We start from the raw sequence: 22,092 nt of genomic DNA on the forward strand, positions 1-22,092 counted from the left end.
ATATGGACTATGTAATAAACAGAGAAATCCATACAATTACCCAAAACATCAGTCTCCGTGCCCTACTTCAAAATCGATTTCACAATTGGGAAGAAGCTTTCTAATTTTTTCTTTTTCTTTTGAAGAAAGTGGATTAGAATCCAACTCCAATCTTTGTAAACCTTTCAATTGCCCTATTTCTTTGGGAAGATTTGTAATTTGATTGTTTCCTAATGCCAACCTTTGCAAATTTTTAAGTTGCCCTATTTCTTTAGGGAGAGTGGTCAGTCGATTGTTTCTTAAAGACAACAATTGTAAATTTTGAAGTTGGTTTATCTCTTTAGAGAGACTTGCAAGTTGGTTTTCACTTAAATGCAATTCTTGCAAATTTTGAAGTTGTAAAACTTCTGTTGGTAAAATTGTGATTTGATTACGATCTAAAACCAAATCTCGTAAATTTTGAAGTTGTCCAATTTCTTTTGGGATCGAAACAAGTTGATTTTCACTCAAATACAACTTTTGTAAACTCTTTAGTTGGAAAACTTCTCCAGGAAAATTTTTGAAATGATTATTGACCAAAATTAATTCTTTGAGTTCTTGAAGCCCTTCTATTTCTTTAGGTAAAGAAACAATTTGGTTATGGCCTAATTTTAGAGTTTGCAAATTTTTTAATTGTCCAATTTCTTTAGGAATTGTACTCAGCCGATTCAGAGATAGATTCAATTTTTCTAAAGTTTGAAGTAACAGAACTTCTTTAGAAACGGTTATAAGCTGATTACGAAATAAATCCAGATCTTTTAAATTTCTTAGTTGTTCTATTTCTTTAGGAAGACTTGCAAGCTTATTGCTGTGTAAACTCAATTCTTGTAAGTTTTGCAACTGCGCTATTTCTTTAGACAAAGCAGTAAGTTCGTTTCCGCCTAAATCCAATTTCTGTAGATTTTTAAGTTGTCCGATTTCTTTGGGAAAAGTTGTTAAATTTTGAAAACTTAAATCTAAAATGCGAACGTTTGATGAATTTTGAAGTGCTTTTGTTAAATTTTTATAAGGTTTTTGTATTTCTTCTGATTGTATTCCGAAAATAAAACAAAAGAAAATTATAACTTTTAGGATTTTTGTGGATCTATAATTCATACGTTGATATTCCCTGTTTTAAATTTAAAGTCTATCGTAATATTCCCAAAGTTAAGTATCATCATGTAATGTGTAAAATTCCCTGAACCAAATTGAATGAGCAAACATAGTAGTGCAAAAAGATAAAACGCATGGCCTACAAAATAAAAATTCAAGAAGAACACAGTTGAATAACTAATAAAGCAATGTGCTCAGTATTTTTCACTCAAATGAACCTTTGTAATAAAAATTCGCCATATTCAATCCTATAAGTTCTGAGCAAAACAAACTCTTAGCTTGAACTTAGTACGAGATACGAATTTGGATAACTTCTCTTAAAAATAAATCTGTGCAATAAGAAACTTCTATAAATTCAAAATAATGGTTCTAAGATCTGAATCTTATATCAAATCTTTATTCAGTAATACTCACCATATTAAAAATTCAATTTATAAGTTTTCCCAAAATTATTTACTATAAACTGTCTCGTTGGGTTTCTTTTAGATTTCTATAAACTTATTATTGCATTAGAGTTTTTGAAAAATTCCATAGTGGTGCAATTAACAAAACTGCTTCAGTCGACCGTTTTCGTAAAAGTAAAACAGAAACAGATGGAGAATTAATTTTTAAACAACTCTAATTTTTATAAATTTAAATTTATAAAAAACTTTTTGCGGATCAAAGTAAAACCGTTATGCGATATTTAAATTATTTTTGAGATAAATTCTAGAAAAACCTAAGGCAACTTTCTATAAAATGAATTTTTTTATTCTATAAATGACGTATAACACTGATTTTACGAATAAATTTAATCTTATAAAAACGAGACTAACTTGCTTTAATTTAGAAATAAACTAATGTTAATTTTTTAATTTTATTATTAAAACACACATAACGTATACGAAAGATATCATAACGTTATTACTTCGCATTAATATTTAAGGAATGAATTTAAGAATTCTTTCTATAAAAAAATTTTTTCTTTTATAAAAAATTAATAATTTTAATTACGGGAAATATAAAAATCGCAAGGGGAAAACACAAAAATGATAACAAATATAAAATGTAAAATAGTGCTAGCGTTAAGTGTGATTGTAACCTTTTCGTTAGGATGTAGCAGCCAGAATGATGGTTTTAAAAATGATCTTAGTTTGTTTGCTACAATGTTTGCTCAAATCTCACAACAAACTACAACGGAGTCAGAAACAAAAGAGATCAGACCGGTAACAAGAAACGTAAGTTCGCTAAACGAACTGATAGGTTTTAAACCAACTCAAGTAGAAAACGAACAAGACTTTGATAGAATCATAGACGGAAGAAAAAGATTTCTCATTCCGTCGATTATGACTTTCGGACCTAACAGTCCTTCTTCAAACACAACTGTACAAAACGGAATTCAAAATTGTACGGGAAATTATGTTGCACGTCTACAACCGAAGGACTTCGTTAGATTTTTAGAAACACATGATATAAATTGTGTGGATAAATTTGTTTGGAATTACGATCAGTATTCTGATTACATTTATTCACAAGCAAACATGCTTGAAGTAGTTAATCGACTGAACGTTCTGGCTCCTCTTTACAAAGGCAACAATGATTTGAACTTTATACAACTGTTCAGAATGTTTTGGGCCGGGTACTTTGTAAAAGCTTCTCATCCCTCCCTTCCGTTCGATAAAGATCAAATCTCCAAGGCTTTGGTTGCTCCAATGTGGACTTTTGCAAATAGTGCGCATATTACAGACGGAACCAACGATGCCGGAAAAGTTTTAGAGTTCTTCTTTACAGCGGCAGATAGCACAGGGACTGCACACATAATTTATCCGAGCATCTTATCTTTTTTGGAAGCTACCTTAAACGATCCACAAAGATTAACAAACAACTATTCTCAGAAGATAGCTTTGAATGCTATTTTCAGATTGTTCAATCGTCATATCAATTCGCAGAGCGGTGAATTTCTAGCGAGAATCGATTATAGATTGATTGATAATTTGAAACGATTTGCTGTTAATACAAATTTCAATACGGATTCTCTAGTTTGGATCATCAACAATGCGATATTTGGTTTGGATAGAATCTACTATAATCTTCCTGCTTTTCAACCAGAGATTGTTTCGATTTTGACCGAGGTCCTGGAAAAACATTCATACATTTCGGAACCGTATCTTCAAGCGGTCAAAGGATTAACTCGAAATTCAGATTGTGTGGATTTGCGAATCGGACGAATTTGTTTGAGCGATACCAAAAAGATCGTAAAGGCTATGGTTTTTCCAAACACATACCATTTCGACGATAAAACACAAATCGTACACACACCTCTATCGATCAATGAAATTCAACCTCTATATCACGCTCTCAAACAGGTGGAATCTCAATTTTTCCGTTTGATAGGAATTCATGCTCCAGTATCCGGAGATACAACTGACACTATTTCCATGTATGTGTATGGATCTAAAAAGGATTACCAAACTTTTCATCCTTTTTTATTTGATCTCCCTACGGATAATGGTGGAATCTATATAGAAAAAGATAAAACTTTTTATACGTATCAGCGTACTCCTGCAGAAAGTAAATACACTCTCGAAGAATTACTGCGCCACGAATATTCTCATTATCTCGTAGGTAGATTTATAATTCCAGGCTTATGGTCTCAAACTCCTGCTCATGATAATGAAAGGCTTAGTTGGTTCGAAGAAGGAATTGCAGAATTCTTAGCTGGAAGTAATTCAAGAGAAATTTATCCGCGTAAAAGTTTAGTTTCTGGAATTGAAAATGACGGTTCGTCTAGGATGGAAGTTTCAAAAATCCTAAAGGCTCGTTATGGAGATTTCAAATTTTATAGATACTCGGGTAGTTTCTTCAATTATCTTTATACCTATAAAAAAGATACTTTGAGAGATTTAATTAGTACATTACGTGATTCTAATCTTCAAGGATTTGATTATTTAATTGTTCAAATGTCCCAAGACACATGGCTCAATACTTCGTTTCAGACGTATTTAGACTACTTAGTTAGAAACGTAAATAATCTCACAGATCCATCTACAACCGCTCCGGATTTAGCAAATTTATCTACCAATGACCCGAAAGTCATTCGATCTTTTTTTAGAAAGACTCACTTCGGAGCTAAGGCAAAATGTACAACCGCCGCATTTGGACTAAACAGTCGTTTTTCTTGTCGAGGTTTGATATTTGGAAACATTGTTTCTAGTCCAGACTGGAGTACTGCTTGGTCCGATTTAAATTCAAAAATGAACAACCTTATGTCGGACTTGGAAAACAGTGGAGTGAATAACTTTAAGGATATGAATTGCAGAATAGGAGAAATTCGTTTTAGGAAATATTCGAATATAGTTCAACCTTTTGCAATCTATTCTTGTGAAGGACCGTTAGCATATCGTCCTCAAGCTTCTTATAGACATCCTCGGAGGAGTCAAACTGATTTTCAAAATACAAGAATAGGCGTACATACTACTTGTTTTGCAAATCAGTCGAATAATAAGGATACAACTTGTAACACTCCGATATTTACAAATATATTTTCGGATACAGCTACGTATGAAGAGATGTATCAAGACCTAACCGCAGAATTGAACGAATTGAAATCAGAAATCTATACGATGAGACCTTCGTTTTATAGAAAACTCGATTGCAATTTCAATTCTATTGATACAATCAATTTACCTGACGGTAGAAAATATTTAACAGCAACTTCAAGTTGTAATCTCTAAGTGAATTAGTCCAGTTCATCCAGTCCATTTGGATGAACTGGACATACATTCTATTTTTAGAATATAATAATTAACCGTTTTTGATACATCATTATTTAAAATTAGAGTTGTTGAAAAATTTCATAGTGGCGTTTAACAAAAATGCTTCAATCGATAGTTTCCATAAAGCAGATGGAGAATTAATTTTTAAACAACTCTATTTACTATTAAACGGTTTTGTACATTCGTTTTTTTACTAGTATCTATAAAACTAAGTACTGTAAATTTTATCACAACTCAGTTAATGTGAATTCAACGTAAAAAAATCTGGGCAAATAAAACTCAATGTAGCTCTACAAATCACGGCATAATGACCGCTTTCGTATTAGTTATACAAAACTCACGTTAGTTATATATTTCCGGGTAATAAAAAAAACAGAAGAAATCGAATTTTGGACACTTCTACTACATAAGAAAGTGCCCAAAATTCAAATTCGAAATTTCAGCTGATCATCAAACTAAAAACTTTTTCGTAAAAGAAACAAGTCTCTTCACAAAATTAGTGTAAGGTGGATACATCAAATCGATCGAACTCAAAACAGACTGGTGCAAAACAGAACGTTCGTGTGAAAAGGCCTTAAATCCGAAATAACCGTGATAACTTCCATGACCAGAATGATTTACACCTCCAAAGGGAAGATTTGGATTGGCAAGATGTAAAATTACATCGTTAACCGCAACACCTCCGGAAGAAGTTTCCTTTAAAATCTTTTTGATCGAACGATCCTTTTTACCAAAAATATAAAGTGCTAGAGGTTTTGGTTTGGAATTGATTTTTTCAATTGCTTCATCTAAGTTCGAATAAGGAATCATAGGAAGTACAGGTCCAAAAATTTCATCTTCCATAATATTCGAATTTTCTGGTACGTTACTTAAAAGAGTAGGTTCGATATAATTCTGAGACGCATCTGTATCGCCTCCCATTTCTATCTTAGCTCCTTTTTCCACTGCTTCATGTATATATCCAGAAACTCTATTGAAATTTCGATCATTTACAATTCTACAGAAATCTGAATTTTCTTTGAGAGAACCATTTCCATAAAATTCTTTGACTACTGTTTTTGCTTCTTCTACAAAAGGTTTGATCAATTCGTTCGGAATGAGTAGATAATCGGGAGCCACACAGGTTTGTCCCGCATTCAAAACTTTTCCCCAAATTAGTTTTTTTGCTGCCTTCTTAACATCCGCGCTTTTATCTATGATCGCAGGAGATTTACCACCTAACTCAAGTGTAACGGTTGTCAGATGTTTGGCCGCAGCAGTCATCACTATTTTTCCTACGTGAGTACTTCCGGTAAAAAAGATATGGTCTAAAGGAAGTTCCATAAGAGCCCCAGAAACCTGGTAGTCGCCTTCAAAAACGGCTACTTCTTCTTTAGGAAATACTTCACTGATAATTTTTTGAATCAGATTAGAAGTCACCGGAGTAAATTCGGAAGGTTTGATCAAGACCGTATTTCCGGCCGCAATCGCCGCAGCAAGAGGTGCAAACGTAAGATAAAACGGATAATTCCATGGACCTATGATCAAAACGACTCCTCTAGGTTCATAAATGATCTGACTCTTGGAACCTAAAAGTGTCATCGGAGTTTTAACGTCCACAGGCTTCATCCATCTGCGAACGTGTTTGATTGCGTCGTTGATTTCAGAAATAGAAGGCATAATTTCAGTGATGTCCACTTCTCTTTCGCTCTTACGAAAATCAGCGTTTACTGCCTTTTCAATTTCAGGAGAATATTTAAAAATTGCCTCTTTTAATTTTTTCAAACGCTGAATCCGTTGACCAGCCGTGGTGAGTTTCATCACTTTATGAAAATGTTTTTTTTGAAGATTAAACACGCGTTCAATTTCCGCTTTGTTTACAGTTGAAGTTTGATTAGAATTCGGTAATTTAACCGGTGATTCTTGTAAAGTTGGCATCGAAAGTGCTCCTCGGTATAGTTCAAAAATTCGTTTTTGGGAACGGGTCCTCATTCTATCATCACAGACTCGGAAAGCAATTCTTTTTAGAGCCTATTTGAACTCCCAAATTTTACTGCACCCTATCTTTAAATTTATTTTAATTCTTTAAAATTTTTGGGGAATTCTTACTTCTAAATTGATCTAATAGTATAAATCTCATCTGCATACTTCATGAAAATAATACCGCTCATATCTATATCATAAAGTACCTAAATTTACATCAAAACAGTGTTTTGTGATAAAATTAAAGATACTCAATTAGATCATATCCAATAAAATTGCCAATCAATTCTCAAAGACCAATTATAAGCTTCACAAAACCCATCTCTTATTTTAGTTACTATTTTTATAAGAACTTGTCCCAAAACTGGGACAAGTTCTCGCAGCTTGGTTTTCCTGATAAAGTACAATTAGATTTTAGAATGTATTATAAGTCTTGATCATAATCCATTACTGATCTCTAATCATTAGGACAATTTTAACTTAACTTGAGCAGGACGTAAAACATCTGGGCAAATCCGACTTGTCACAGCGCCCTCAGTTCTGGTTAATAAATTGTATATAGAAAACCTTATACAATAATCTTATTTAGTTTCAATATAGAACGCGACCTGCAGAGCGACCCATGGGGAGTCATAACCTTACCCACAAGTTGAATAGGATTTTAGAATCAAAATTGAACTCAGCAAAACGCTTTTTACGAAAGCGTTTTAGGCTCAAAAACACACATTTTTCAAGTGTTCCGACAAGAATGAGTCTTTTTACTTGCAAAAAGTATGTTTTTCTGATAGAGAAAAATCTTCCGAACTTCTCCACCTTCCGCCCCCACCCAAAACGTTGGAAACTCAACACAACGCTCTCTATGAATCGCGTTGTGGGGTGGGAACTTAGTTTTACAGAGGATTTGTCGTAATTCCCACAGATTTAATATTGAGATCTAAATACTTGTGGGGTTGGTTATGATGGAGAGTGAGACACTTTAGTTTGAGAGAGCGTGGCTTGAATTCCCTTCGCATCGATCCATTTTGCGTTCACTTAGACAAGAGTTAGGCCAATCTTTTACTAATCGGGCACATGAAAATAATACTATGCTAAACTTGTTGCAAAACTTAAAATGTAGAATCTATTTCAAAAAAGCCAATCCCAGGTTTTTTGAAAACTTCTGCGTTTTTACAAAATCGATAGTTTATTTTTGGTACTAATCCGAGTAATAAATAAAAAATCAACTTTACATTGTTCTAGGGGCCAGCACAGTTCAAACTCTTTTAAAAAGAGAATCAATCCGGCACTTACCATTTTGAAAAGAGACAGAATAAAATTCTTAAATTAAGATTTAATTGATTAGATATAAAAATGAAAAAGAATTTAGAAATTTCTTTCCAAGATTTTTATGATGAATTTCAGATAACTTTACAAAAAAAGAATGTAAAAGGAAAAATTAAAGAATATGAATCAGAACAAAACCTTTGAGTTCCATCATCACAGAGATTTAGGTCTCTATAGCAATCTTAAAGATCTAAATCATTCCGTTTTGGAAAATACTCCAGTTCACTATCGGTTTCATAATCTTACGGAAAACGTAGACTCTACCATCAGCAGAACCTTAGATCGTTATTTGATCCAACTCGATATTATTTACGTGAGGGACTCGGTTCTTACAACTCTCAAAGAAACCATCGCCAATTCTATCAAAGCAAACATCAAAAGAATTTATTTTCAGGAATTAAAAGCAGACATTCACAATCCTACAATCTACAAACAAAAAATTCCAGGTTTTAAAAAGGACTATTTAGATAATAAAGAAAAATATGAAGAACTTCTTTTTAAAAACAACTTCGTAGTATTAGTATCTTTCATCTATAATAAGGATATGATTCGAATCAGAGTAATGAATAACGTAAAACTCAGTCCCACTGAAGTGGAAAGAATCAATCAAAGAATTGAAAAAGCAAGACTTTATAACGACCTCGCGGAAGCTTTTTTGGAAGCGGGAGACGAAACAGAAGGAGCGGGACTGGGACTTGTCATGTCTTTGATGATGTTGAAAAACGACGGACTTTCGGCAACTTCTTATAAAATAGAAAGCCAAGGAAATAATACGAGCGTAATCATAGATATTCCTTTAAACATCTCGAAAGAAAATCTTCAACTTCAAAAAACTCAAGACATACTAAAGAACATAGAAGGACTTCCTACTTTTCCAAAATCGATCCAAGACATCCAGGCAATGATCGCGAAACCAAATTCTTCCATCAATCAAATCGCGGAAGTGATCAAAAAAGACGTAGCACTTTCTGCGAATATTCTAAAACTTGCAAATTCTGCGGCTTTTATTCGAGCAAACAAAGTCGAATCTTTAGACAGAGCCATTCAACTCATAGGCCTTAAGGAGCTTAGCCAACTTTTATATTCCCTTGGAACTAAACAAATTTTAGAAGGTAAATTTCCGGCCTTCCTTTCAATCTGGGAAAAATCCAATCAATGCGCTTTTTATTGTAAACTGATCGCGTCTAAAATTAATCTTCCTAAAGATACGGAAAGCAATCTCGTATCCGCCGCGTTGTTACACGACATAGGAGAAATCATTCTACTTTCTCTGGAAGAAAAAATGATGAATAACATCGGTAAAATTTCTGCCTCCAAAGAAATCGCGTCTGCCGTTTCTATGGAAGAAGCTGCATTAGGAATTACTCATACAAAAGTGGGGGCATTAATAGCAGAAAAATGGAATTTCCCCGACCTATATTCAAAATCGATGGAATACCACCACAGACCTCTACTCGTTGAGGAGGAAATTATTCCTTACATTTATCCGATTTATCTCGCGGACATGATGATCAAAATCAATAACGAAGAGGCAAAGTTTGGTGAAATTCCCGAAAAAATTCTTCAGTTCTGTAAATTTGAAAACTCGGGAGAATTTCATTCTTTTAGAACCAAAGCCCTGGAAAGCTTTTTAGCAAGAGCAGAATAAAACTATCAAAACAGAAACATACTCTGATTTTGAGCTTGTCCTCAAAATATTGAAGGCATCAACAATATCTCTTTATAAATTTCTAATAAACTACTGAAATTTACACAAACTACTTCCAATCTAAACATTTGCGAAATTCAAAGTATCAGATCTTCATAATGTTTTGGATGAGTTCTTTATTCACAGAGTTATATCAAAAAACAGAAACTACAGACGTATCATCTTTTTCAAAAAATAACTCGGATTTTAGGTTAGATTCAAAATAACGAACCTCCTTAATTTCCGAAATACTACGAAATAGATTTAGAATTTTATCCGGTTCTTCAGTTCTAATTGTAATCATAATGTTCTGAGATTCAATTTCAATATTTCGTCGTAAACGCCAATCCAACCAATCAATGGACTTACGAGATAAAATACCGATCATACGTAAAATTGTTCCCGAACCTTCTTCGGAAGAAATATCAAAAGTATAACATTTTATCCCAATATTTTCATATAACGTCATAACATAAACTCCTATATTCTAATATATCAATAAATCATTTCACGGTTTGCTTTTCCAGAAGGGACCATAGGAAGAACTTGCAGATCGGGTTTTACCTGAAGCAAAACAAAGGACGGTCCTTTGCGGATTAAAGCTTGTTCTAAAATTTCAACTTGAGAACATTCATGAGACAACTCAAAAGATGAAATCCCAAAAGAAGATGCAATTTTTATAAAGTTCGCAGGTATTACAAACTTGGATGAGGAGAATCTGGAAGAAAAAAATAATTCCTGTTGTTGTCTCACCAAACCGAGATGCCCGTTGTTTATCAGAAGGATCGTTACGTCCAAATCCAATTCTCTAAGAGTATCTAATTCCTGAACGTTCATCAAAATTGATCCGTCTCCCGAAACACAAACGATTCTTTTTTCCGGGGAAACGAGCGCCGCTCCAATGGCGGCTGGTAATCCAAAACCCATTGTTCCCAAACCACCCGAAGTCAAAAAAGAACCTTGCTTTCGAAAAGGATAATATTGCGCCACCCACATTTGATGTTGACCTACGTCAGTAGTAACAATTGCCTTTTCACCTAGAATTTTTGAGATACATCGTAAAATTGAAAAAGGATTTTCTTTGAGTATAGGAAATCCATATAAATTTTTGAGAGTTTGAACCTGATCCAACCATTCTTGCGAAGCAAAGTGTTCAGAAGAAAAGTCTTCTTTCAAAATCTGACTGATAAAATCCTCGATCTCGTATTTTAAAAAAAGATTAGGATTTTTTAATTTACCAATTTCTGTTGCGTCTATATCTACATGAACTATCTTAGCGTTAGGACAGAACTCATTCAATTTGCCAGTAGCCCTATCATCAAAACGAACACCTAACGCGATTAATAAATCAGCTTCTTCCAAAACGAGATTGGCCGCTCTAGAACCGTGCATTCCCAACATTCCTAAAAATCTAGGATGTTCATATGGGCAAACCCCCAGACCCATTAACGTCGAAACGGTGGGGAAACTCAGTTTTTCTAAAAGAGCATGGAACAACTCTGCGGCCAGGGGTCGATTCAAACCTCCACCAATATAAAATACCGGTTTTTTAGCTTCCGATAGTAGCTCTTTAAAAGTTTTCTTCCATTCTATATCAACCACGTCAGTAAATTTAATTTTTTGAATATTCCAAAGTTCTTTTTCTTTGGAGACATCCCAATCGATTCTATCGGAAGCCACATCTTTAGGAACGTCAATCCAGACCGGACCAGGCCTACCTTCAAGAGAAGTTTTCCAGGCCTGAGGAAGAATTTGGATCAAGTCCTCTACTTTTTTTACTAGATAACTTCTTTTAGTAATAGGAACGGACAAACTAAAAGTATCAATTTCCTGAAACGCGTCCGTACCGATCATAGAAACCGGAACCTGTCCAGTGATCACGATCAAAGGGATCGAATCCATCTTTGCATCTGCAACCGCTGTAATTAAATTAGTAACCCCTGGCCCCGAAGAAGCAAAACAAACTCCAGGTTTTCCGTTTGCCCTAGCCATTCCACCGGCTATAAACCCCGCACCTTGTTCGTGTCTGGCAAGAATATGTCGAATTTTACTTTCGTATAACGCATCGTAGATGGGAAGACTAGCTCCCCCTGGAATTCCAGAAACGATTTCGACTCCCGCAAATTCCAAAAATCGAATAATAAGCTCCGCTCCATTTAAATTCATATGTGTTCCCTTAAATCGTCTTTAAAATCACTCATAAACCCTAAAAACAAAAAAGCCTCCCCCGGCTTTACACCGGAGGAGGCTTTTTTTAGGATTGCGCCTAAAGTAAATCTCTACAGCGTAAAGCAACGTCCCGGTGTTCCGAAGACCACCACTAGCATTAACACTATGCTGTTTACAAACATGGATGTAATTACGTGATTGAGATTCATAAAATGAGTTCTACCACCAATAGAAATAAAGATCGTTTCATTTTACAAGCAATTTTTGGAAATATCATTACGATACAAGATCTGTAGTATTGCCCAGGACTAATAAAATAGTACCTAATATTTTGTTTTATAATAGAGTTTTATGATAAAAATTTGAGGGGTTCAACTTTATAGAAATGAATAACTTTAAAAATTAAACTATAAGATGAACAAAGTTGTCTTCAATAGATATACTAAACACAATAAAATATTTCCTAAAAGTCGATTCCAAAAACATTTCTAAAAAATAAGAAAAAATCCTGCTTTCTAAGACATTGTCCTTAGATAAAATGGTGCTTTCGTATATTCTTTAATTCTAATTATAGAAAGGAAAATTCAAATGACAAAAGTTACTCTGAAAGGCAATCCGGTACAACTAGAAGGAAAAATTCCATCTCCAGGAGACAAGGCTCCCGACTTCAAAGCGATAAAACAAGATCTCTCTGAATTTAGTCTTAAAGATTATGTTGGCAAAGTAAAAATACTCGTAGCGGTTCCAAGTTTAGATACTTCCGTATGTGCTCTTGAAACCAAAGCATTTAACGAAAAAGCAGCGGGAATTTCCGGCGTAACGACTCTAGTTATCTCTGGAGACTTGCCTTTTGCAATGGGTCGTTTTTGTTCTACAGAAGGAATCAATTCTCCAAACTTAGTAACCGGATCCCAATACAGAGATTTTTCATTTTCAAAAGCGTACGGAACTCATATCGCGGACGGGCCACTCAAAGGACTTTCCGCAAGAGCAGTCTTTGTATTAGATAAATCGGATATAGTTCGTTATGTGGAAATCGTACCTGAAATCACGACGGAACCAAACTACACAGCCGCAATTTCTGCTGCCAACGCAGCACTTTAAAAAAACTGAATATTCTTGGTTTGTTCTGCCTATAGATCAAGCTAAGAATATTTCAAAAAAACACTTTAATCTAAAGTTAGTTAAACGCAATAAAATTGCCTAAAGTATAAATTTTTAAAATTTGTTCTTACTCAGAGCTACATAATAAAGTATCCATTTCACGTGAATTCGACGTAAGAAAATGAGAAAGAATTTTCTAAAAATGTGAACTCCTACAATTTTAGAATTTGTTTGCAAAATCATAATTTGCAGCAACTCCCGCAAATTAAATCACATTATAAACTTTTAAACATTCATTTTTTTTAATAGCCCTCACATTTTAGGAATCAATCAGTAAAATTCAGATCTCAACTTTTTTCAGAAAAATGAATTCGTCACTTAGTTTCTGTTTTATAGAAACGGTCGATTAAAGTAGCTTCGTTGATAGTCACTATGGAATTTTTCAACAACTCTAATATATAATCAAAATGTATTTTTAATTCAAAAAAAGAGATTAATAAAAATCTAAATTATTAGAATTTGCCTAAACTTTATAGATAGGGTGATTAAACCTATTTAAAAAAACTATTAATTTTAAATTATATGTTAGTATATATTGATATTTTAAAAGGAGATAATATTTTAAAATTATGATAAGTATTTTCCAAAAGAAAAAAATAAAAAGATTAAAAAACTCTAAAATTTTTACAAGGTGTTATTGTGTTTGCTTGTTTTTGTCTTTAAATTGCTTACCAGAACAACAATCCCACGAAAACAATCTACTTTTATCGTTACTTTCCAAAGAACACATTTTCGGATTGGTAAAAGATAAATCCGAAAAACAAACCAAACCGAACCAAAAGTATTTCTCCGTGACTTTGACATCCCAATCAAACGGAAAAAAAGTTCAAGCAGATCCCAATCAACCAAATGGATGGTTAAAAGTAAGTGCAGCAAGCGATACGAGGTTTACAAAGTTTAATTTATACCAGGATGGAGGCGACCCCAATTGTATCAGAAGCGGTCATATCCGAATTGAACCAACTGCTTATCCAAATTATTATTGGAACTGGTGGTTTGGCGGAGGTGGAGGAAATTATGCTTACTATCCTAAGTACAATGACGGATCTAACAATCTTGAAATTATAAGCCCAAGCCGAACTTGTTTGGAATCAGGAGACACCGTTATGTTCATAGACTGGGATACTTCTTTTGGAGGTTATTATTTTCTTACAAATTGGAACGGAGGGGGATCTTGGAATGAATATATCTTTCTTTGGGACGAACTTCGAAGTCAAAGATCAACTTTTATTGTTGAATTTCAAACCGACAACAACGAGTAAATCCAAAATAAAAAGTAAAAAAATTCCACAGTTATATCGAGGAGAGATCCTCGATTGTTTTTACGATTTTTATTTAAAAATTAAACCGATTTTTTAAATAATATTATAATTTTTGAATTAATAAAATCTTTATAAAGAAAATTTTTAATATCCAGATAACCGCAAAACTAAATCCAGAATACTACTATTTCTGCAAATATAAAACCCACGTTAAGTTATCTGTAGTTTCGAAATAAGTGTAAATTAAATGCTAAAAATTCGAATCGCTTCGGAAAGATCAAGAGCCGTACGAAAAAGAGCTTTGAGTCTAGTTAGTTCGAGCATTTTTTCTATCTGTTGTGGCAATGAATAGAGAGCAAGTCCGGCACAGGGAATTTTATTCAATCTATTTTGAGCTCCGATAAAAGTGGCAATTCCAGAAGAGTCCATGGTACGCACACCCGAAAGATCTATTAAAAAAATATAAATCTTTTTTTCAATGAGTTCATTGAAAGTATCTTTCAATTCTTTTGCAGAAAATAGATTGATGTCTCCCTGGATTTGGATGATAACAGCAGGACCAGGAAGAGTTCCAGAGGAAGAAATATTTTCAATCGAAATTTTCATTTCATTATTTTTGTGATTCATCGAATTAGGTTTAGTTTCCATGATCCATCTCCGAGAAAGTCTGAAACCTATTATCCATATCAATCCATAAATTCAATAACAAATGAGAAATAATTTTTTGATGAAATATAAAAGAATCAAAATATTTTTCGGATTTCAAAAATACCATAAAAGTAGAACAAATTTTGAACATAGAAAATAGACCGAAAGAGATTTAAAAAATCAAACAAATAGAATTCAATTTTAAGAAATCAAATACAAATTTTTTCCAATAATCAGTAATCTTATAAATTTTTCTTTTACTCAGAGTTATACAAAATAATATCCAGTTTTTTGCTCTCTAGGTCATTGATTTCTTTGATTTTATCAACAGTTCTTTTTGAACGATTCGCCATAGTGTGTTTTATGGGGCATCTTTTTGCCTTTGCACGAACCGTGTCCGAGGATTCTGAATAAAAGCCATCTCAAAGATACTTTATCTTTGCTTAAATACAGATTCTGATTATTCCTTTATACACGACCTATAAATCTTAAAAAATTGATCGTCCAATCCAATTTTACACGAAATCGCTGTTTTACGAAACAATCCATCTATTAAAAATTAATTTTAGATATGCTTCTTTTAAAAAATTCCTTTTATCGATCTCACCGTTAATAGAGTTATTGAAAAATGAATTCTCGTTTATTTCTGTTTCATAAAAACGATCGACTAAAGCGGTTTTGTTAATCTAAACTATGGAATTTTTCAAAAACTCTAATATATCAAATTTCTATCACGAAATAGATTACATATTCTGCATACATCTCCGAATCAAGTAGATCCCAATTTATATTTTCCATAAAAATAGAGGAAAAGTTTCACTTTTACTGGAATACTTTTTGTAGAAAAATGAATTTTATCAAGTAAGTTCATCAATCTAACACCAAATACGCGTTAAATTAAGAAATATTAAAATCTAATTTTAATACTTTGTAAAAACAGATCTTGATCCAAATAAATAGTTCTTAACTTATGAACAAAAGCAGATTAAAACGTAGTTACACAACGAGTCACCATAGTGCCGGATTTATCATTTGCTATGACGGCTCCAGTTGAAAACAAAATACCAATTGCGAAACTTTTATTACTATCGTATGTAGTAGAGGTCCAATATAAACCATTGGCTGTATTTGGAAAAAAAACTGAATCAATATTAGGTAATATACCAACAGCATTACTATAATCTACAATACTTAGAAGTTCGTTTACATTTGGTAATCTCCAAACTCTTCCTGCCAAAACTTTGCCATTACAATTATTACGAGCAGCATTCCAATCCATAGCAGTCGGCGGTGTAAGTCCACATCCTACCCCCTGTCCTTCCGTACACTGAGACCAAAGAAGTCCAGTATTTAGATCTCTAACGGTTCCATCCAATTGATCTACAAAAGAAGGAGCAGGAATTGCGTTTCCGGAAACACAACGTAAACCGAGAGGGGTTACTTGTGTTAAACTGGGTATTCTCACGCCAATAGGTGGAGTAATCGCAAAGTTGATCGCCCAATTATTTCCTGCGACCTTAGCATCTATCGTACTTGTCATGTAAGGTGTTCCAGTAAACGTTTTAGAAGGAAAAAACGCGTTATCAATATGGGGATTGTTCGTATAGTGAACGATAGAAGCAAGTTCTCTTACCGTGGGGATTCTCCAATTGGTTCTACCTGCATACCCTTCTCCACCGTTGAGAGTATTCAACTCGGAACAACTTCCAGGAAGCCCTCCACTTGCATCCGCCCAGTTCATTGGAACGGCAACACCACCTGCACAATCTGAACCGGTCTGGCCTTGTGCACAGGTTTTCCAAGTAAGCCCATGCAGAGGATCAAATATAGTATAATCGGAAGTAAATTTACAGTGTTGGGTAGGCCCTACAAAATTACGAGCATTTGGAACATCATTGAAAGATCCATCAGAGCCAGGCAAACCCAGTGCACCACAACTTTGAGCCAGCCCACCTCCATCCCAGCAAAGAGTCTGACCCGTATCAAAGATTGCACCTGGATTAAAGGGGCCGACTGGTGCAGAGCATGATAAATTATTGTTATTGTTTCCCTGATCTTGGCCCTGCTGTTCTGTAGTAGAATTTACATTTTGTAAATACTGCAATATAACATAGGGAGGATCCAATTTATCCGGAGCCTTTATGCAGAAAAAGAGTGAGGATATAAAAATAAAAAGAAAATACTTATACATATATTTACTTGATGCGCTCCTTTTTTAAAACAGAAAGGATTCCCAAAATAACTTTCATCCTATAACATGAGTTATTTTATTTTAGATTCTTTTTGAATTAGAACCTTCCTAAAATGAATTCTATTTTATTTCGGATTTTTATGAAACAATATTTAAAATCCAAAGGATTCAGATTATATTTTGAACCAAATCTCTTTCGATTTTTTAATAAACAGGTCTTTGAGAACCAAAAGAATCTTCTAATCAAGTATTTTACTGATAATAAACATAGTATCACAAAAACCGGGGTGAAGGCGTTTTAACTTGAGAAGCGTTCTGGTGAATCCCCTTAGCCTTAATCTCTTTCTCATTATATCGAACCCAAGTTAATTATATAACAAATAATCTAATATTTTCCATTTAAACAGGCTTTTTGAAATAAAACTCGCAGTTATTATTTAACGTGAACTCGATGTAGGAAGCCCATGATTCTGAAAAAGTTGGAATCTGAACTTTACAGATTGATTCCAAAATGTGGGAACTATTACAATTTAAAAAATAGAAGCATATGAACGCTTGAATCTATCACATTCAAGCGTGGGAACTATTATACAAAACATAGATTTGTCTGTAAAATGATGTAGAGAAACTACTGCAAATCGCGATTTAACAGACAAATTCTAAAATTGTAGGAACTCATACTTTTAGAAAATTTTTACTCAATCGAACTCACATTAAAATGGAGTTTTGAATTTTGATGATGGTCGTAATTATGCAAAAATCGAATTGGAAAATGACTTTTTTGTATTTCATAGTAGTTCCACAATTTTCAAAGTTTAACTATAAACTCACGATTTGTGAGAGTTCCCACATACTATTTTTTTACAAAAAAATTGACCTAGGAAAAAACGGATTGCTTACACCGAACTCAAGTTATTTAGAATAAAGTTTATTTTTTAATATATAATCCAAAACTTTTTTTGAAATCAAATTGGGCGTTTTAGATTGAAAAAAAGACTTTCTTAGATCCGTAGAACTTGTCGGAATTAAAGGATTTTTCAAAAATTGAAATTGAACCAAAGAATTAAGATACGAATTTAGCGGAACTTCTTTCGAAAATCTTCGAAACACAAAAATCTTTTCAACCTCAGTAAGAATTTTTTTCCAATCTTTCCATTTGTGAAAATTGGAATAATTATCTTCTCCGATCAAAAGTACAAATTTTCGATTTGGATAGATAATCTTTAATTCTTGGACGGTTTGAATTGTATAACTAGGGCCGCTACGACTCAATTCCAGATCCAAAATTTGAATCGATTGTGAAAATTCGGAAATAAATAAATTCAACATTTCTAATATATTTTCGGGCAAAGAAATTTTTTCTTCTTTAAGAGGATTCTGACGATTTGGAATTAAAAAGACTTCTTTACAATTCGAAACTTCCAGAAAAAAAGACTTTAAAATTTCTGAATGTCCTTCATGAGGAGGATCAAAACTTCCTCCAAAAATTCCGGTAAGGACCGAAGAATCCAAAAATCAACCTCGGATCTGTCCGTTTCCGGTAACATACGTTGTTGTTGTTGTAAGATGAACCAAACCCATCGGACCACGAACGTGTAGTTTTCCAGTAGATATTCCTACTTCGGCCCCCAATCCAAATTCTCCGCCGTCATGAAATCGAGTGGAACAATTGATAAACAGAGCCGCCGAATCCAAAGAGTTTGTGAACATTTTAGCGGCATTTAAATCTTCCGTGACAATCGCCTCCGTATGACCCGAAGAAGTTTTTTCGATAAATGCCAACGCCTCTTCTAAAGAAGATACAGTTTTGACGGAAAGACGAAGATCTAAAAATTCTTCCAAATAATCCTCTTCTTTGACTAGTTTTCCTTTTGGATACAGAGTAAGAGCGGAAGGATCGAGTAGTAGTTCCACACCTTCTTTTGCAAGCGCCTCTAATAATTCTTTTCGAAACGGATAGCCGTTATGAAGAATTAAATTCTCAGTAGAATTACATACTCCAGGTCTTTGCACCTTCGAATTGATTACGATCGGAATTACTTTTTCCGGATCTGCATCTTGATCGATATAAAGATTACAAACTCCTTTATCGTGTTTAACAACAGGGATTTTAGAATTTTCCGAAACAAATCGAATCAATCCTTCTCCTCCCCTAGGAACAACTATGTCTATTAAAGAAGTCTGTTGAAAAAAAGGAATCATAAAGGAACGATCAGTTTTATCCACAAAAGTGACAGATCCTATATCAACTTCTTCTTTTATTAGAATTTCATGAAATAACTTTATTAGAATTTCGTTGGAATAAAATGCCTCACTCCCCCCCCTAAGAATACACGCGTTTCCTGATTTAAAAGAAAGGGCACCTACGTCGATGGTTACGTTTGGACGAGATTCATAAATAACCATCACTACACCAAGCGGAACTCGCCGAGTTACAAGTTCTAAGCCGTTCGAAAGGGTTATACCTCTTGTCACCTCTCCTATAGGATCCGGAAGCGCAGCGATCTCACGAACCGCAGAAGACATAGAAAAAATCCTTTTTTCGTTTAAAAACAAACGATCCATCAACGCTGAAGAAAGTTGTTTTTCCTTTCCATCTTTGAGGTCCAATTCGTTAGCTGAGAGTATTTCTGCTTTACGTTTTTCTAATATATCGGCTAAACTCAAAAGAATTTTATTCTTTTTGGAAGAAGAAAGTTGTTTCAAAGTTTTTGAAGCCTTCTTAGCTCGAAAACATAAATCCTGAACATATTCAATTTCTTTCATAAATGATTCCCTCCGTTTCTATTTTTACGGATGATTTCTTTTACGTCTTCTTCAGAAAAAACACGGCTTCCAGAAGGAGCAACTAACGTTCCAATTGAATTTTTTTCTAAAAATTCACGAATCACATGCATTTTTTTTCCGTTTAGGATTGCGGTCGGAATTCCCGCCTCAGATAATAAACCTGCGGACTTGAGTTTAGTGAACATTCCGCCTGTGCCCGGTCCGCTAGGACCACCAGCAAGACCTAAATCTTCTTTGGAAATTTTTTCTAGAAAAGGTACAACTTTCTCTTCTTTCAAAAAACCATCTACACCCGTTAGTATAATCAAAAGATCTGCTTCTACGATTAAACTTACCAAAGCGGAAAGCATATCGTTATCTCCAAACTTGACTTCTTCGGTTGCAACGGAATCATTTTCGTTTACCACTGGAAGTATTCCCCATTCTAAAAGTTGAGTAAACGTATTCTTTAGATTTTTATAACCTTCTTTGGATGATTCCAAATCCAAAACCCCAAAAAGGATCTGTGCAATTCTCAAATTGACTTTGGAAAAAAAACTGTCGTAGAGATTGACAAGCATATTTTGCCCCATTGCGGCTAACGCCTGTTTTTCGGAAATTGAATCCTCGGAAGAAATTGTATAAGGAAGTTCGCTTAACAAAAGTCTTCCCCTTGCAATTGCTCCCGAAGAAACTAAGATTACTTTTTTTCCTAGATCTCTAAGATGACGAATATCACTTACCAATTGAAATAGAAAATCGTTTACTTCCGACGGAAGTCCAGAAAGTCTTGCGGAACCTACTTTGATGACTATTTTTTCCGCATTACGAATTTTTTCAGAAAGTGAGTTTCGTTCCGATTTCATTCTATTTTATCCTTACTACCTCTTTAGCTTTCAAAAATATCCGATTCACTCGAAGAGATAAACTTTGCCTCTTTGATTGGATTTAGAATCCTTTCGATTTCATTTTTGAAAAAAGTTTCATCCATATTTTCTAAAAGTTCTTCTAAATTTATTTCTTGATCTGCAGAAATCGCAACTACCTTTCCTAGATGAGAAACTTTTGCGATCACATCTTTTGTAAACTCAGGATCGTTCCAAATATCAATTTTATTCAATACGATTAAATAAGGCCGATTTAATAATTCTGGATTATAGGTAGAAAGTTCGTTTCGAAGCATTTTAAGATCTTCTTCAATGTCGAGAGAAGATGCATCAAACAAATATAATATTCCTTTGACTCTTTCGATATGACGCAAAAAAGATAGACCCAGCCCAATCCCCATACTAGCACCTTCAATAATTCCAGGAATATCGGCAATGGTAAAACGAAAGATGTCTCCTCTTCGCTTAACAACACCTAGGTTAGGAGAAAGTGTAGTAAACGCATAACCGGCAATTTTTGGATGTGCGTCTGTAATTTTAGAAATCAAAGTGGACTTGCCCGCGTTCGGCAAACCTACAATTCCCACATCTGCTAATAGCTTGAGAGAAAGACGTAAGAATTTATATTCCCCTTCTTCTCCTGGTTGTGCAAAACGTGGGGTTTGATTGGTAGAAGTTTTAAAATGTGCGTTTCCCTTTCCACCTCTACCTCCTTTGACTACTACAAATTCTTGTGTATCGGATACAAAATCGAATAATAGATCTCCCGTTTCCTCGTCATAGATTTGTGTTCCGAGAGGAACAAACAAAATTAAGTCTTCTCCTTTTTTCCCGGAACAGTTATCTCCTACTCCCGGAAATCCCGCTTGAGCTTTGAATTTTCTTTTAGAGAGATATTTATCCAAGGTATACATGGAAAGATTGGGGCGAATGACCACATTCCCTCCGATTCCTCCGTCTCCTCCGTCTGGCCCTCCAAACTCGACGTATTTCTCTCTACGGAAATGAACAGACCCGGCCCCGCCGTGACCGGCGAACACTTCTATGGCGACTTCATCTACAAAGGATTCCATAATATTTGAATATTCTAAATTTTGAAACTAATTTAAAAAACAAAAAACCGCAGAGTCCGGACCCAGAAACGGGCAGGAAACTGCGGTTCATCCGG

Annotated in this window: 14 protein-coding genes; 4 read left to right on the top strand and 10 right to left on the bottom strand. The window is 34.2% G+C overall.

What is annotated here, in order from left to right; translation table 11 throughout:
• Positions 1–48 precede the first annotated feature (48 nt).
• The gene (locus LEP1GSC059_RS13340) at positions 49–1,113 is read right to left on the bottom strand and encodes a leucine-rich repeat domain-containing protein (protein ID WP_017213630.1); all 1,065 of its coding nucleotides are present in this window, start codon (positions 1,111–1,113) and stop codon (positions 49–51) included.
• A gap of 1,025 nt (positions 1,114–2,138) precedes the next feature.
• Here LEP1GSC059_RS13340 and LEP1GSC059_RS13345 point away from each other — a divergent pair.
• Positions 2,139–4,823, top strand: coding sequence for a collagenase (locus LEP1GSC059_RS13345; RefSeq protein WP_155243445.1), 2,685 nt, complete (start codon positions 2,139–2,141; stop codon positions 4,821–4,823).
• 492 nt (positions 4,824–5,315) lie between these two features.
• On the opposite strand, the gene LEP1GSC059_RS13350 is transcribed toward LEP1GSC059_RS13345, so the two are convergent.
• Positions 5,316–6,782: an aldehyde dehydrogenase family protein gene (locus tag LEP1GSC059_RS13350; RefSeq protein ID WP_002176380.1), complete on the bottom strand. Its 1,467-nt coding sequence runs from the start codon at positions 6,780–6,782 to the stop codon at positions 5,316–5,318.
• Positions 6,783–8,271: 1,489 nt separating this feature from the next.
• On the opposite strand from LEP1GSC059_RS13350, the gene LEP1GSC059_RS13355 reads away from it, so the two are divergent.
• Positions 8,272–9,798 carry an HDOD domain-containing protein gene (locus LEP1GSC059_RS13355; protein ID WP_017213634.1) on the top strand — a complete coding sequence of 509 codons (1,527 nt, stop codon included), beginning with the start codon at positions 8,272–8,274 and terminating at the stop codon, positions 9,796–9,798.
• Positions 9,799–9,991: 193 nt separating this feature from the next.
• On the opposite strand, the gene LEP1GSC059_RS13360 is transcribed toward LEP1GSC059_RS13355, so the two are convergent.
• Both LEP1GSC059_RS13360 and ilvB read right to left on the bottom strand, forming a co-directional pair.
• Complete coding sequence (locus tag LEP1GSC059_RS13360) at positions 9,992–10,306, bottom strand: hypothetical protein (RefSeq protein ID WP_002176395.1); 315 nt, start codon at positions 10,304–10,306, stop codon at positions 9,992–9,994.
• A 26-nt stretch (positions 10,307–10,332) separates the two neighbouring features.
• A complete protein-coding gene (gene ilvB, locus LEP1GSC059_RS13365) occupies positions 10,333–12,003 on the bottom strand; it encodes a biosynthetic-type acetolactate synthase large subunit (RefSeq protein WP_020980939.1) in 1,671 nt (556 codons plus the stop codon).
• A gap of 591 nt (positions 12,004–12,594) precedes the next feature.
• Between ilvB and tpx the strand changes: the two genes are divergently transcribed.
• Complete coding sequence (tpx, locus tag LEP1GSC059_RS13375) at positions 12,595–13,110, top strand: thiol peroxidase (protein ID WP_002176382.1); 516 nt, start codon at positions 12,595–12,597, stop codon at positions 13,108–13,110.
• Positions 13,111–13,739: 629 nt separating this feature from the next.
• Positions 13,740–14,432, top strand: coding sequence for a hypothetical protein (locus LEP1GSC059_RS13380; RefSeq protein WP_036057590.1), 693 nt, complete (start codon positions 13,740–13,742; stop codon positions 14,430–14,432).
• 243 nt (positions 14,433–14,675) lie between these two features.
• On the opposite strand, the gene LEP1GSC059_RS13385 is transcribed toward LEP1GSC059_RS13380, so the two are convergent.
• From LEP1GSC059_RS13385 to obgE, 6 genes are all read right to left on the bottom strand, one after another.
• Positions 14,676–15,080, bottom strand: coding sequence for an STAS domain-containing protein (locus LEP1GSC059_RS13385; RefSeq protein WP_017213636.1), 405 nt, complete (start codon positions 15,078–15,080; stop codon positions 14,676–14,678).
• Between the two features lie 985 nt (positions 15,081–16,065).
• Positions 16,066–17,271 (bottom strand): Lcl C-terminal domain-containing protein, encoded by a 1,206-nt coding sequence (locus LEP1GSC059_RS13390; protein ID WP_020980930.1) that lies wholly within the window; start codon positions 17,269–17,271, stop codon positions 16,066–16,068.
• 912 nt (positions 17,272–18,183) lie between these two features.
• The gene (gene nadD / locus LEP1GSC059_RS13405) at positions 18,184–18,783 is read right to left on the bottom strand and encodes a nicotinate (nicotinamide) nucleotide adenylyltransferase (protein WP_017213639.1); all 600 of its coding nucleotides are present in this window, start codon (positions 18,781–18,783) and stop codon (positions 18,184–18,186) included.
• Between the two features lie 3 nt (positions 18,784–18,786).
• Positions 18,787–20,037, bottom strand: a complete 1,251-nt coding sequence (locus LEP1GSC059_RS13410; protein WP_017213640.1) for a glutamate-5-semialdehyde dehydrogenase — start codon at positions 20,035–20,037, stop codon at positions 18,787–18,789.
• The gene (gene proB / locus LEP1GSC059_RS13415; RefSeq protein ID WP_002176343.1) at positions 20,034–20,903 is read right to left on the bottom strand and encodes a glutamate 5-kinase; all 870 of its coding nucleotides are present in this window, start codon (positions 20,901–20,903) and stop codon (positions 20,034–20,036) included. The genes LEP1GSC059_RS13410 and proB overlap by 4 nt, the downstream gene beginning before the upstream one ends.
• Before the next feature lie 23 nt (positions 20,904–20,926).
• Positions 20,927–21,997, bottom strand: coding sequence for a GTPase ObgE (obgE, locus tag LEP1GSC059_RS13420; RefSeq protein ID WP_017213641.1), 1,071 nt, complete (start codon positions 21,995–21,997; stop codon positions 20,927–20,929).
• Positions 21,998–22,092 lie beyond the last annotated feature (95 nt).

It is taken from the genome of Leptospira noguchii serovar Panama str. CZ214 (assembly GCF_000306255.2).
In the GTDB taxonomy this organism is placed as follows: Bacteria; Spirochaetota; Leptospiria; order Leptospirales; family Leptospiraceae; genus Leptospira; species Leptospira noguchii.